Here is a 12,815-nt window from a genome sequence, read left to right as displayed (position 1 = left end):
TTAGTCGTCATTCTCATTTTTGATCTGGAATTTAAACTCTTCCGAGAGCAACAGTTGCGCGCCATGGATGACCACCTCAGTACCAGGGCGCAGGTTATTATCAAACCAGCCATTATCCAGCTCTACATCTGATGCCACCGGTTTACGCAAAAAAGTATCCGCCTGGGTTTTGACATAGATCCAGGCCATGCCGCCATGCCAGACGATGGCCTGGTTGGGTACGAGCACACCCTTGAGCATGGCCGACGACGATTGCGCAGGCACGACGTTGACGCGCATGCCTACGCGCAGAAAATCCGCCGGGGCACTATAGAAGTAGGTTTTGCCTATATTGCTGATATCAGTCTGTATCGATTGCGAAACATAGTCGGCGCGTATAGGTTTGACTTCATCCTGGATAGGCGAGATGAAAATAGTGGAATTCGCTTCCGGCTCTTTGAAATTGAGCGGGAAACTGACTTGCACCAGTACTTTCTTTTGCATGAGCAAGTCATGCAGCGGGCCGGATGCAGGCTGCTGGGTGATCAGTGTCGCCAGTGGCTTGCCCCATTGCGCGACTATGGTGTCTGTCAGCGCTTTCAGCTGTGCCTGGGTAGATCTGATCTGCGTCTGGTCATTAATGACCAGCGCTTGCGCCTCTTGCACCGCTTTGTCTGAGACGTTCTTATCGTCTTCATTCAACTGTTTGTAACGCTGGTATTGCAGCTGATGGTTAGGCAATACGCTTTGGGCGATGGCGAGCTGGGTGTTCAGCTGCTGATACTGGCTGTTGTAATCGACCAGGGTCTGTATAGAAACCACAGAACCCAGCACCTTGATATTGCCATGATAGTCATAGCCTTGCAGGGCCTGCACGCTGATGCCGCTGTTCTGCTGGGTCGCCAGGTTCAGTTTCACCATCTGCAGGCCGTTTTGCTCGACCACACGCACCGGGCCTTCGATTTCTTCTTCCTGATCATCCTGCATGGTCTCATATTCATCGCGGCCGACCAGTACCACCACCCAGATCAGGACTATGATGAATGCAATTTGAGCGCCTATGATCCAGAGTGCTTTTTTATTCATTTGACTGGCACCTCTTGAGCTTGAATGGCAAACGTTGCCGTTTGTTGTGACAACAATATTGGTTTTTGCATCACGTTTTCTATCTCCTGCAAGGCACGCAGCACATTTGCCTGCTGGGTCACCAGCCGTTGCTGTGCCGCATAAAACTGGATCTCGGTCTGCAAATATTCGGTTTTATCGATCAGGCCCTGGTGCCACTGGTTTTCAAGCTGTTGCTTGCGCTGCGATTGCTGCGCGTATTCCTGGGTCATGCTGATCAGCAGGTTGGCGGCATCGCGGTATTTTAAATAGCTTTGCTCGGATAATTGAATAATATGATGCTGCAAGGCATAAAAGCGCGTGGCTTCATTCTGGCGCAGCTGCTCGGCATGCGCCCACAGGTCTGAGGATTTATTCAGCAGATTGAGCATGCCGCCTATGCCCAGCGCCCATATCCTGTCGCCATATTCATAGAGTATGCCCGGGCTGAGCGTAATATCCGGGTAACGTTTGGCCATCTCCAGTCTTAACTGCGACTCGGCCCTGGCATATTGTGCCAGGCCGCGCTGTATATCCATGCGGTTGGTCAGCGCATAATGCTGTATGGTCTTCGCGTCCTGGTAAGCTTGCGGCTGGTCGAACCTGGCTTTCAGTATCTGCGATATATTCATCGCCGCAATATTGAGGGCGGCATTGTTCTGGCCGGTCAGCCCGGCATCATGCATGATCTTCTGCTCGGTCTGCCTGATCTGCAGTGTCAGTTGCTGTAACTGCCAGGCGGCCTGATCATGCTGCAAGCGTATAGGCAACACATCGGATTTACCGGCGACCCCGATATCCAGCCTTTTCTGATATGCACTTAACAGGCTGGCCTGCGATTTCTGCAGTTTGGCCAGACTGGCCTGCAAGGCCTGCTGTTCTGCCAGCAGGATCAGGTCCAGGCTCAGTTGCTGCCTGAGCATCCACGCGGTTTCCGAAATTAGTATCTTGGCGATATCAGCCTGGTAGCGGGCGATATCTATATTGATCTGGCGTTTGTTGGCGGTAATGAAAGGAATATCTACCTGCAGCCCATATGCCCACGGGCTGATATCGCCATTGGCCTGGTTACTTTTACTTAATTGACCATTTAAACCGACCAGCGGGCGCAAGCCGGCGCTGGTGATACCCGCCAGTGCCACCGCATAATCTGACTTTGCGACCTTGAGGCTGGGGTGAAAGTAGAGCGCTGAGAGAGTGAGCCTGTCTATATCCCAAGCGGTGATAGGCCAGGCTGTCTGCGGGTATTGGGTCTGTACAAACTGCCTGAAACCTTCTTGCGTGGGTTGGGCCTGCTGTATGGTTTCAATGTTCTGCTGTTGCTGTATAGGTTGGGCCTGGTATGCAATACCGCAAGCAGCAAGCAGTAGTGGGCAGAGACAGGCAAGGTAGCGCATGGGGTCAACAGTATAGACAGGCGACGCGTCGTCGTGCGATAGAATGACTCAACGCCAGGTACTTATTCAACTATGGTCGCGTTGACGGCATCCAACGCATCTTGTAACAGGTCTTCAGGTAACTGGTTGATGCTGGTCGCCAGCAAGTCGGCGGCTTCAACGGTACGTATAGGCAGGTCGGCCGAATTCAACTCCGCGATCAACCCTGCTGCCACGCCCGCAATCTTAAGCAGCACTTCGCGCTCTTTCATTAAAAGCTCAAGTTCTGCTCTGAGCATGTTTTCTTCGGCTGAATACATATACTGTCCTGACACTCACAAATTACGAAATCAATTGCGCATCTTGCAGTTGAATGCCCGGCTTGTCAATGTGATGTCAGGCAGATTGTGAGCACAGCTTGAATGCGCTATAATGGCGAAGTTGGTCATGCATGCAAATGCAGTGACTGGATTAGCGAAAGTGGCGGAATTGGTAGACGCACTGGATTTAGGTTCCAGCGCCGCGAGGCGTGAGAGTTCGAGTCTCTCCTTTCGCACCAAATAAAATCAAAATTAAATCAATAAGTTAAAGTATATATCGGTATATTCAATTATACCCTCGCATACTCAAAAAATCCCTTAAAATTTGGTCAAATTTGACCATGTTGTTATTTGACAACATGGTTATGCCTTGTTATATTCAAAGCCATGCACAGGCATGGCAAATTAAATCAGTTTTGCAAAAGAGTCGTCGAGAGCGGTAATGCGTTTGCTCGTCGCTTTGGCATTGCTGCTTTGGTTGTTCTTTGCCTTGCAATGATTTTTATGTCTACATGCACCTTATTGCTATCAATTGTTTTGATGGTGTCTTCTCTTAGTGCGCGACTCATTTCAGTCTTGGCAGCTTATTGCTATAAAGCCGTTATTCTTTCTATAACGCCTCAGATATCCTTTAGGCTATTTGAAGCGCAAGTATTTACTTATAAAGAGTCACTTCCAGACAATACATTTGCGCCTCTTCCTGGCGTACCTCGTTCTTTTCTCCATTCCTAAAAACGGGCAGCTTACGCTGCAAAGCTAGAATTTTAGGGGTAGCGACATCTTTGAGTGTCTAGCTGCCTAGGAGAAAAGCATGGATAAAAGCACCTCCACAGTTCAGTTATTAATGGCTCGTTTTAACGGCCAGATACTTATTCCATTTGTTGATGCGGTGACATCAGCCGGCTTTCAAGAGCAAACAGCACGTAACATGATCTATAAAGGGAAATTCCCGATCCCTACAGTGCTAAGTGGGTCTAGAAGGTTTGTATATATCCAGGATTTGGCTAAATTTATAGACAGCCTTAGAGACCAGAGTCAGCCTGCAATGAAAACTCGTCGTGGGAGGCCCACAAAGGCTTCTAAAATGGCTGGCCAAAGACTGCATGATGCTGGGGATAGTTATGCGAAATAAGATTCTTTCTTTAACTCGCAATGTCATTCCATACGTCAAAGAGTTACGCATATTTACCGATTCTGTCGTTGGATGCATTTTGATGCAACAACTGGATTATTGGTTTGAACGTTATCCTTCAGGTTTCTATAAATTTTTAGAACCCTCTGAACACCCAAAATACGTTTTAGGGCAAAGCTGGCAGGAAGAGATCGGGGTCAGTGTCGCTGAATTTAGAACTGCTTTTGATCGGATTAGTACCCGTTGGAAATCAAAGACGGAATTCGAGCAAGCCAACGATAAATTTAAAGGCAAGCTATATGCTAGTTATCAAGATAAGCGAGCGAACCTTACTTTTTATTTTAGAAATCACAAGCTAGCTGATGCCGCATTGGATGAATTATTAGGCCATTTAAATACGCCTCCTGAAGCAAGTGGAGGCATGGGAGTAAAGATGGCTTTAATCGAAGAAGACGAAAGGCAATCTACGGGAAATGCAGAAACTCAATCTACAGGAGATGCAGAAACTCAATCTCCTGTAGATGTAGAAAGTAAATCTCTAGAAATGGAGAAACTGAATCTACAGGAGATTCAGAATCAACAGCTCAATAATACAGAGATTACTAATACAGAGATTACTCAGAAACTACTACAACCAGGTGAGGAAGCGAAACCAAGCATTAGTCTATTGGTTTATCCCCAAAACTTAAAAATTGCTGAACTGAATTCATTGAGGCTTTTGTTGCAAGGTCTTGATCAAATTCAGGCTCAAGAGGTTTGCGACGAGATAGTTGGTATCTGCAAGTCTGGTAAGCTAAAAGTTTCTGTGCTGGCATTGGCTTCAGGTTTAGTCAAAAAGTGCCATTCTGGAACATTTGTACCGGCCGCAGGTATTTCTATTGCTAGAAATAGAATGCTGATTGAAAAGCAGGAAGTTAAACAGTTGCCTAAGCCAAAGAATAGTGTGCCGAGAAACAAACCTCTGCGGGATAGGCTAAAGCAAGCTGGTGTTTATTTGCAATATAGCAAGAGTTAATGCCTTATTGTTGTTGCCTAAAGAGAAGGTTTTTGTTTAAGAGGAAGGGAATGGTATGAAGGTTTTCGCTTCCACATATGAACATACCTACTAAAGTTAGCCTTGCTTTTATAAGCCCACTTTCAGTGAAATCATTGCTTTCAAAATGGCCAAAGCAGTCAAAATGCTGATCCATGTAAGAAGGAAAATTGCGAGCCAAAATAAAGATTTTATCAATTTGTTGTCCGCTAAGGACTTCATGTCAGTCAACCAATTTGGTTTGTAGGGGTGGATGAACACCCCTATTATGATAACGACCATCACGACCGCCGTTTGTGCTGAAACTGTGGCCATTAGAAACAACCAGATAACCAAAAGGAAACAAGCTGAAACCTGTTCAAGTATGTCACCCTTATCAAATAGAAACTTGATTAGTGCAAAATAGATAATTAATAGGGGATACCATTGAAGATTATTGTAGACCGAATTTAAACTCAGCCATTTACCTTCTTTGGGCAGATAACTTTCGATATCTATCATGTCACTAAATAGGTCAGCCATATTACCTCTTAAAATTAGATGAATGTTTGTTCGAAAAGGGAATATACCTAGAGCTAGGATTTAGTGCATTATTGAATAAACTAGGTTTTACTCATGAATTTAATATTGCTTTTAGAATTGATCATCTGCTTTGGGTGGCTGCCATCCTAAAACTGGGCCAACATCTACTGTAAGCCCGTAAGCATAAGAGTCCTGATGGTATGGAGCTCCACAATAAAGAATAAACCTGCAATTCTCAGCCAGCTTTTTATAAATTTTATTATCGGTGGCACAGCTATACAACAACGCGACCCTAAAGTGCTTCTCGCTGTTTGATACATCGACAGTCATATAAAGTGCTGTGTCTTCGGCCTCATTAACTTTCACGCTCCATCCAGCATCTCGTAAAGGTCTAACCAAGTCGTCCATACAATCTTGGGTTAGCCTGGCTTTACGGAGTGAAACCCCACTGTCAACTGGTAGTGGCGGAACTAAATGCCCGTGTTTTCGGAAATATTCTAGCTCCGCAAGATTAATCTTCATCTGAGTTTGGCCTCGGAGCAATGCCTGTTGCCACAACAATTTACTGGCATCATCCATCTCTGGGAGGAAAAACGAGACACTGTGAGAAGAGTTATACCAGGATTCGATAGCAGCAAGAGTCGCTAGCGCAACAATCATCCGCGTAAAATTGCCAGATTGCTGCCATGAATCAACTGTACCGTGGGCAAACATGTGCCTGTTCAACCAAGTTTCACCATGGTATTCGCCTGTATTGCAAAAGAAATGATTTTTTAGCCATCTGCGAAATGTCTCAAAAGCAAAAACACGCTCATCTTGTCCGAAGAGATATTCACATGTTCTATACTCTGGCGGCACCCACATTCGATCAAAGTGGAGTTGCGCAGCAGTTTCAATCGCTCGATTGATTGCGTAATCGATCTTTTCAGTGGTGGTGGCCTTTTCTCCAAGATCCGACACAATTCTTGTCAGACTACCTTCGATTGCTGGTATTAGAGTTCCAACACTTGTCGCCCAGTAGCCACTATAAGCACCTAGATATGCTTCCCGTGCTAAAGGCACGATATCTTTCAAACTTCGAGCTTGAGGCAGTATCTGCTCAATGCATACAGCTTCGAAAGGCAATGTATAAAACATTGAAGTGTGATACCTGAATAATTCTAGAGCTCTGCCTCTCGTTACATTCTTCACAGAAGCAAGAAGTTCAAATATTTTCCCCATAGGTACCCAAAGTGGCATAAACCACTCAACTTTATCCCATAGAGCAGCTTGATCTTCATGTTGTCTTCGTCGAGTTTCCCAGTTTTCATCACCTGTAGCTGGAATAGTCGGAAAGCAAGCTTTGCCACCCTCGACAGTCAGCACAATACAGGGCGTCGTGTGAAACGCACCGACGTTAGCAAGTTCCGCTACTGGATTGATAAGTTGCTTCTCGGTAGCCCATTTTTCGATCAAATCGGGCGTCAAGTCGGTCAGCGGACTATGAGAAAGCGCGCGATGCCAAATTCCACTAAATTTTTTTTCGATACTCAAAGACATTGAGCCCATCCAATAAAGTTAAGAATGAGCCGTATTTAAATTAACTCAATCATCATCTGAACTGAAACCACGATGCCGCACCGTAGAGTTCTTTACGACTTCGCGTGGGATTAAAAACATACTTTCTTGAGTGCGGACACCATCTTTAACTAATTGACGGTCACGGGCTTGCTGTTCGTGTTTGATGCGTAAGATCTCTGCTTCACTAAGCTTTACTGTTTTAACGGTTTTCATATTCAGTCAAGTTATCAGGAGTGAAGGCATACCTCTTCGGGAGCAGTTAAAGATTTTGTGAAGTGAGGGTCTAAAATCCTCTATACCGAACTTTTGATGCCTTTGCCACCTCAGGAGATATCAGAAACATGCTCTCTTGCGTACGAATTCCTTCTTTGACTAACCGGCGTGATTTAGCTTGGCCTTCGCGTTTTATGCGTAGGATCTCTGCCTCACTAAGTTTCAGTGTCTCAACGGTTTTCATATTCAGTCATGCTATCAGGTGTTCGGTATAAAAAAACCGCTCGAAAGCGGTTTTTAATTTTCAATCGATCATTCAGAGTGATTTTTAACTAAATCACCACCAACAGTTGCTTGATCGTTTGGGATCGCAGACTCCAAGCTTTTCATACTATCTTGGAATCTTTCGGATAATCTTCTTTGTTGCTGCTGCTCTGCAAAACGATCAATAGCTTTACTTGAAGTTTGGCCTACAGAACCTGTACCGCTAAGGTTTGCGCCTTTGGCATTACCGCCTGGCGAATTCGAAGTGCTTATCGTACTGCCATCACCTCTTGGCGCTGGGCCAGTCGGATCTGGTACTGGTACATTAGATGACATTGGTTCAATAGAGGGGGCACGTAGATTTGATAAACCATTACCCAAAGCACCTAAACCTTTATCTAATACCGTACCAAGACCATTTGCAGTTGTTTCTGCGGCCTTAGACCCCAATGCTGCAGCCCCTGCAAGGCCCGCTATTGCTGCTGCAGTAATTTGCAATGCTTCACCTGCAGACAAACTAGCAGATCCGGATAAAGCATCGGCTGCTATTTTTGGGATTTTCCAGGTAAGTACACCGGTAGCGACAGCGGAAAATGCGACATACCAGAGTGGACTCCAATCAGTCATTGTCCAGTTTGCTGCTGTTTTTGCCCACAACGGAGCAAGTTGTAGCGAAATGGAAAGAATTAAATAAAGTATTGTGATCTTCAGGCCAACGGCAATCATAGAGTTAAACGGTTTTGTGGCTATGTCCTTCGTCCATCGTGCCCCTCCAAAAGCAAATAAAATTGGAGCAACGGCCATGAGTAAATATGCTTCAACGATACTCAAGAACAATAGAAGTGCCATAGCTGCAAACGATATCAAAATGATGATGCAAATAAAGGTCATCAAAAGAGCAGGGAAAATATTTTGCAATGCCCCTATAGCCGAGTCTGCGCCTGACTCCTGGTTAAAGGTAGTAACCATCGAGTTTTGAAGTGCAACTCCCATATCAAAGATGGTTAGAGGATCAATGTCTTGATTCAATCCTGTACCGACGGTACCAAAAAGTTTAAAGCCTTCTACTATTGCAGGAAGCCATTCAGACCCCTTATGCACTAAGAGAGTGTATAAAGCTGGGAAAAACGCGATTTTGAACAGCATTCCAACAAGTTTCTCAAATGGATGTTGTTCAAGTACGTGCTTTGCAGTTCCCCAGGCAGTTTCTAGCGCAGCTAATCCCCATAAAAGCTTGAGGGCTAATGAGCTGATGTTGTTAGCAAACGTGAACGCCGCTTTCTTGAATTCGTTTTGTACTTCCATCGGCGTTCCAGTACTCATTGCCATAGAGATATCTGGCACCATTAGAACGACGATTGCAGCTATTAGAAACCATTTACTTTTTGAGGAAGTCAGGAACACGGCATTCTCCTTCAATGTGCGCTTCACGATGTTTTGCAAGACAATTTTGATAGTCCATTTTTTGCTGCGTTTGTTCGTAACTATAAACGGTTGCGTTTTTTTGGTTATAGAAAGAGGATGGTTTCTGTTCGCTTTCCTTTTCGCAACCAGTCAGTACTACCAAGGTTGCCAAAGTAAGTAATTTCATCTTTTTCATTTAAATTTCCTTGCTGTTTCCTCGTAGCTCTTTACGACATTGTTTTTTTGGTTGAGGAAGGTTTTCAATCCATTAGTCGTATCATCCTTTTGTTGCGCAGCACCTAGTAGATAGGCATTCTGTGCTTGGTTTTGCGCAGTATTAAGCTGCCTAAGTTTGCGCATCTCATCCAGCATTTCAGAAGATACGGCGTTACCTATCTGGATCGCTTGTAACTGGCCGGCAGGGCTCTGATTCATTGTTCTCAAGGTGTCAGCGGTAGCAGACTCTGTAGCAAAATTTTCCATTTGCAAACCTGATGCCGTCAATGCAGATTTGATTGAATCAGACGTGGTTTGTGACCAGTTCTTGTAGCTATCAAAATAGTTTCCCTGACTCCTCCCAAAATCTGGGTACTGATTTTCAAACTTGCGGGTGATGCTGCTTATGTCATACCCAAGCGCCTGACCTTGATTAACAACTTTCATTAAATTGGATAAAAGTGATGAAGTTTGTGAAAATGGCGTGGCTGATGTAAGTCTTGAGGCTTGAGCTCTCATTACCTCCAGTTGCGCTATAAGGTTAGAAGTTTGTTGTGCGTACTGCGCAAAGTTCTGTGCCTGGCGAGCAATTTCCATGACCTCACTTGAACAGTTAACGCAGTACACCGTGTCTGGGTGTGCAGATCCTGCAGAGATAACCAAGGCCAAACCGATTAGTCGAGAGATTATTTTCATGCAACACCTCCCGCATTCGCTTTCTTAAAATAAACATTCATAGCCACGAGTACTAGAAAACCTGCAACTCCAATCAGCTCTAATTCGGTGAACCAAACTAAATATATCGATGCTGCGGTCCAGCTAAATAGACTTGCTGCAATCAAAATGCGTTTACTCATTTTTGACTCCTGAAAATTGTTGACAATACAACACTATATCCAATGCGATAAAGCAATGGAAGTTATTGATTAATAACAACTATTTATTAAATTTACTTACTAAATATTTTAATTAAATTCGGTAAATTAAATAATTTGGGAGTGGGGGAGTTTGGAGTTCAGGCTCTGGAAGCCCCATTAATTCTGCCTGTACATAAGCTTGAGTTTGATCCCAATATATTTGCAGAAGCTCGTTTAATGCTTGTACTCCAGTTTCAAGCGGCGGGTTTTTAATAAGGGTGATGTTAGAATGTGTCTGCATTTTGACTCTTTCACTAGTGTTAAAAATGTACGGCGGGGCGACCCTGAGAAAGTACCTCGCCGTTCCTTTACTTCTTACTGCGATCTATCAGCACTCGATTCACTGCTTCGGTCTCTGTGCTGAATTCCTCTGTACTCAATAATTTCTTAAGTGCTTCATTACCTTCTGGTGTTAGCCGCACGTTCAACATTTTTCCACCGGCTGCGATTAGTTTCTCTTTAGATCTCATCAATCTCTCTTTCGCTTGCGGTTCTTCGCCTGGAAGATGTTTTCTTGGCCTACCCATTTTGTCTCCTCATATTGTAATTGTATCTACATACATTTATTATGCAAGTTAAATGTATGTAGATACTTTAATTTTGATAACGATATCACATTGGTTCCGGAAATGCTCACCATACGAACACCCAAACGAATGCAAAGCATTTGGGTATCGTAACCAAAGTGATATGAATGTATGTATATGCGTATTCGAAAACTGTCGACAAAAGTGTCCCCTAAACCATCCACTTTTAGACCTTTGCTGTCGGACAGGATGCCAGTTGTACGTACAAACAAGTTTGCACATCCACCAGATAGGCTGTTTGGTCACTACGTGCCCAGCTCAGTCTATCCTACTGGATAAACTCAGGGCTTCGCCCCGAGACCCTAATATCGTAAGCAATGGAGTCAAGTGTATGTGCCTGTTTAGATTGAAAGACATAAAAAAAGAAAAGAGAGTGGAAATTAGGCTTTCCATTGCAGAGAAGGGGTTGCTTGAGCAAGAAGTGACTATATTGAATATGGATCTTTCAGACTACCTTATTAAATGCGCTCTTGCCAAAGCTACACACAAATACAACACCGCTAATGTCGGTGTAAAGCTGTTGCATATAACTTACATTCAACGTGAGATATGGGCGCTGGATAAAAGTCAGGAGCCACTACAGAGGTTAATATTGAATGCAGTGGGTGAGGCAATTAAGGACCTCCCTGATCGGCTTGTTAATAAAAAACCAGAGCTGTATCTCCCTCTCGAAACGGTAAAAAAGGATGCCAGGGTGTCAATGCGCGTCACCGCAGAAGAGTGGAGCAGTATTGAGGATAGAGCAGGCGACAACCATAAATCAGTTTCGGAATATATTTTGGCAAAGTCTCTTAATAGACCAAAATCTCCTCTTATTATCAGGGATACATCTGCACGTCTAAGACAGTTCGAAATGATGCTTAGAGATCTGATAGATAACTCATTACTGAATAGTCCGATTTATCTCACTGTTCAATCCGAACTGCTGGAGTATGTGAAATCTATACCACTGGATTTTCATAAAGATTGCTATGTTAGAACGGAATCCAAGCTGAGTAAAAAACGGTCGAACAAAAGTTAATAACTTTTTTCAGTGCCTCTTGAATTTGATAAATTAGCCCTCACTGATTAATTATAAAAACGCTGGGAGGCGATATGGCATCAACCGATCCATTTCGAGTACTCTGCCTGGACGGTGGAGGTGTACGTGGTGTATATCAGGCTACGTATTTAAAAACGTTCTCTGATCGAATACAGAGCACAGCAGGTCATTCTATTGACGTAGGCAAAGCTTTTGATTTGATTGTTGGCACAAGTACTGGCGCATTTGTAGCAAGTGCCTTAGCAGCTGGTACACCATTGGATAAAATGGTTAGCCTATACTATTCGCACGGTGACAAAATTTTTCCGTCACAGCTGCTGAGATCCCTTCCTGGAATTGAAAAGATAGTTCGAGGTTTTTTTGCTGGTGTCCGGGCTGGCGATGCTGCTTTGCGTGCAGTGTTAACCGAAACGTTCGGTGATTTGACAATAGGTCAAGTCTACGAGCGAAGAGGCATTGCTCTCGCAATTACTGCCGTGGATTTAAATCGGCACGCTTCAACTGTTTTCAAAACGCCCCATATGGATCGACTAAACGGTCGTGATAACAACCGATCCATTGTAGATGCCTGTATGGCCAGTAGCGCAGCACCTATCCTACGTTCGGTAGCAAATTTGGAAGAGCCGGGCACTGCCGGCACTTATGTGAACTACGTTGACGGAGGACTCTGGGCAAACAACCCCGGTGCCGTGGGTATGCTTGAAGCCTATGAGATTCTTAGCCGAAAAAAAGAGTTTGATAGACCAATTCACCTGTATATGCTTGGAACCTTACCCGTTCAAGGTGGTGAAGAGGTAGGGCATTCTGTTCATAGAGGCGCATTTGGTTGGTCTTTTGGCATAAAGGCTATCACTGCAAGTATGAATGCTCAAGCGGTTGCCAATGACTATATCTCCAAAAAAATCGCAGAGTTAAGAGGCTATAGTAGTTTTGCCTATAGGTTTCCTGCGCAATGCCCATCAACTGAGTTGCATGGATACTTAAAAAATATGGACGATGCGAGACCTAAAGTGTTGAATGCATTGGCTAGGCAGGCCGTCTCTGATGTGGATTTTGCTTGGGCTTCTATAGAGTCCAATATTCAAATGAAGAGCTTCCGAGATGCTCTTTTAGAAACTTCAACCTCTAGATCGTAAGGACTCGCAT

The 12,815-nt window shown here is 44.4% G+C and carries 16 protein-coding genes and 1 tRNA gene; 5 read left to right on the top strand and 12 right to left on the bottom strand.

Translation table 11 applies throughout. The features are described 5' to 3' along the window. The 3 genes from ACFQ1Z_RS04130 to ACFQ1Z_RS04120 form a co-directional block, all read right to left on the bottom strand. Positions 1–1,065, bottom strand: coding sequence for a hypothetical protein (locus ACFQ1Z_RS04130; protein ID WP_379055876.1), 1,065 nt, complete (start codon positions 1,063–1,065; stop codon positions 1–3). Then, positions 1,062–2,480, bottom strand: a complete 1,419-nt coding sequence (locus tag ACFQ1Z_RS04125) for a TolC family protein (protein ID WP_379055875.1) — start codon at positions 2,478–2,480, stop codon at positions 1,062–1,064. The genes ACFQ1Z_RS04130 and ACFQ1Z_RS04125 overlap by 4 nt, the downstream gene beginning before the upstream one ends. Before the next feature lie 62 nt (positions 2,481–2,542). Continuing rightward, the gene (locus ACFQ1Z_RS04120) at positions 2,543–2,779 is read right to left on the bottom strand and encodes a hypothetical protein (protein ID WP_379055874.1); all 237 of its coding nucleotides are present in this window, start codon (positions 2,777–2,779) and stop codon (positions 2,543–2,545) included. A 154-nt stretch (positions 2,780–2,933) separates the two neighbouring features. Between ACFQ1Z_RS04120 and ACFQ1Z_RS04115 the strand changes: the two genes are divergently transcribed. The 3 genes from ACFQ1Z_RS04115 to ACFQ1Z_RS04105 all read left to right on the top strand — a co-directional run bounded on the left by ACFQ1Z_RS04115 (position 2,934) and on the right by ACFQ1Z_RS04105 (position 4,926). Then, positions 2,934–3,018: transfer RNA gene (locus ACFQ1Z_RS04115), tRNA-Leu, on the top strand. Between the two features lie 572 nt (positions 3,019–3,590). Continuing rightward, positions 3,591–3,911 carry a pyocin activator PrtN family protein gene (locus ACFQ1Z_RS04110; protein WP_379055873.1) on the top strand — a complete coding sequence of 107 codons (321 nt, stop codon included), beginning with the start codon at positions 3,591–3,593 and terminating at the stop codon, positions 3,909–3,911. After that, positions 3,901–4,926 carry a hypothetical protein gene (locus ACFQ1Z_RS04105; RefSeq protein ID WP_379055872.1) on the top strand — a complete coding sequence of 342 codons (1,026 nt, stop codon included), beginning with the start codon at positions 3,901–3,903 and terminating at the stop codon, positions 4,924–4,926. The genes ACFQ1Z_RS04110 and ACFQ1Z_RS04105 overlap by 11 nt, the downstream gene beginning before the upstream one ends. 108 nt (positions 4,927–5,034) lie before the next feature. Here the strand turns inward: ACFQ1Z_RS04105 and ACFQ1Z_RS04100 are convergent, their stop codons facing one another. From ACFQ1Z_RS04100 to ACFQ1Z_RS04060, 9 genes are all read right to left on the bottom strand, one after another. After that, entirely contained in the window at positions 5,035–5,466 is a 432-nt protein-coding gene (locus ACFQ1Z_RS04100; RefSeq protein ID WP_379055871.1) for a hypothetical protein, read from the bottom strand. A 111-nt stretch (positions 5,467–5,577) separates the two neighbouring features. Then, a complete protein-coding gene (locus ACFQ1Z_RS04095; protein WP_379055870.1) occupies positions 5,578–7,005 on the bottom strand; it encodes a hypothetical protein in 1,428 nt (475 codons plus the stop codon). Positions 7,006–7,050: 45 nt separating this feature from the next. Further along, entirely contained in the window at positions 7,051–7,239 is a 189-nt protein-coding gene (locus ACFQ1Z_RS04090) for a hypothetical protein (protein WP_379055869.1), read from the bottom strand. 312 nt (positions 7,240–7,551) lie between these two features. After that, the gene (gene trbL / locus ACFQ1Z_RS04085) at positions 7,552–8,907 is read right to left on the bottom strand and encodes a P-type conjugative transfer protein TrbL (protein WP_379055868.1); all 1,356 of its coding nucleotides are present in this window, start codon (positions 8,905–8,907) and stop codon (positions 7,552–7,554) included. Beyond that, a complete protein-coding gene (locus ACFQ1Z_RS04080) occupies positions 8,882–9,103 on the bottom strand; it encodes a hypothetical protein (RefSeq protein WP_379055867.1) in 222 nt (73 codons plus the stop codon). The genes trbL and ACFQ1Z_RS04080 overlap by 26 nt, the downstream gene beginning before the upstream one ends. Continuing rightward, positions 9,100–9,819, bottom strand: coding sequence for a P-type conjugative transfer protein TrbJ (gene trbJ / locus ACFQ1Z_RS04075; protein WP_379055866.1), 720 nt, complete (start codon positions 9,817–9,819; stop codon positions 9,100–9,102). The genes ACFQ1Z_RS04080 and trbJ overlap by 4 nt, the downstream gene beginning before the upstream one ends. Beyond that, complete coding sequence (locus tag ACFQ1Z_RS04070) at positions 9,816–9,980, bottom strand: hypothetical protein (protein ID WP_379055865.1); 165 nt, start codon at positions 9,978–9,980, stop codon at positions 9,816–9,818. Before ACFQ1Z_RS04070 ends, trbJ begins: the two co-directional genes overlap by 4 nt. A gap of 112 nt (positions 9,981–10,092) precedes the next feature. Beyond that, entirely contained in the window at positions 10,093–10,281 is a 189-nt protein-coding gene (locus tag ACFQ1Z_RS04065; RefSeq protein ID WP_379055864.1) for a hypothetical protein, read from the bottom strand. 67 nt (positions 10,282–10,348) lie between these two features. Beyond that, positions 10,349–10,510 (bottom strand): hypothetical protein, encoded by a 162-nt coding sequence (locus tag ACFQ1Z_RS04060; protein ID WP_379055863.1) that lies wholly within the window; start codon positions 10,508–10,510, stop codon positions 10,349–10,351. Between the two features lie 448 nt (positions 10,511–10,958). Here ACFQ1Z_RS04060 and ACFQ1Z_RS04055 point away from each other — a divergent pair, with 448 nt between their 5' ends. Together ACFQ1Z_RS04055 and ACFQ1Z_RS04050 are read left to right on the top strand one after the other, a co-directional pair. Beyond that, a complete protein-coding gene (locus ACFQ1Z_RS04055; protein ID WP_379055862.1) occupies positions 10,959–11,648 on the top strand; it encodes a plasmid mobilization protein in 690 nt (229 codons plus the stop codon). 74 nt (positions 11,649–11,722) lie between these two features. Further along, the gene (locus ACFQ1Z_RS04050) at positions 11,723–12,805 is read left to right on the top strand and encodes a patatin-like phospholipase family protein (RefSeq protein ID WP_379055861.1); all 1,083 of its coding nucleotides are present in this window, start codon (positions 11,723–11,725) and stop codon (positions 12,803–12,805) included. Positions 12,806–12,815: the final 10 nt, after the last annotated feature.

Origin of the sequence: Methylophilus luteus, assembly GCF_042676265.1 — a bacterium.
In the GTDB taxonomy this organism is placed as follows: Bacteria; Pseudomonadota; Gammaproteobacteria; order Burkholderiales; family Methylophilaceae; genus Methylophilus; species Methylophilus luteus.
The sequence above is the reverse complement of the archived record's forward strand: the minus strand, read 5'-3'. Positions and strand labels throughout refer to the sequence as shown.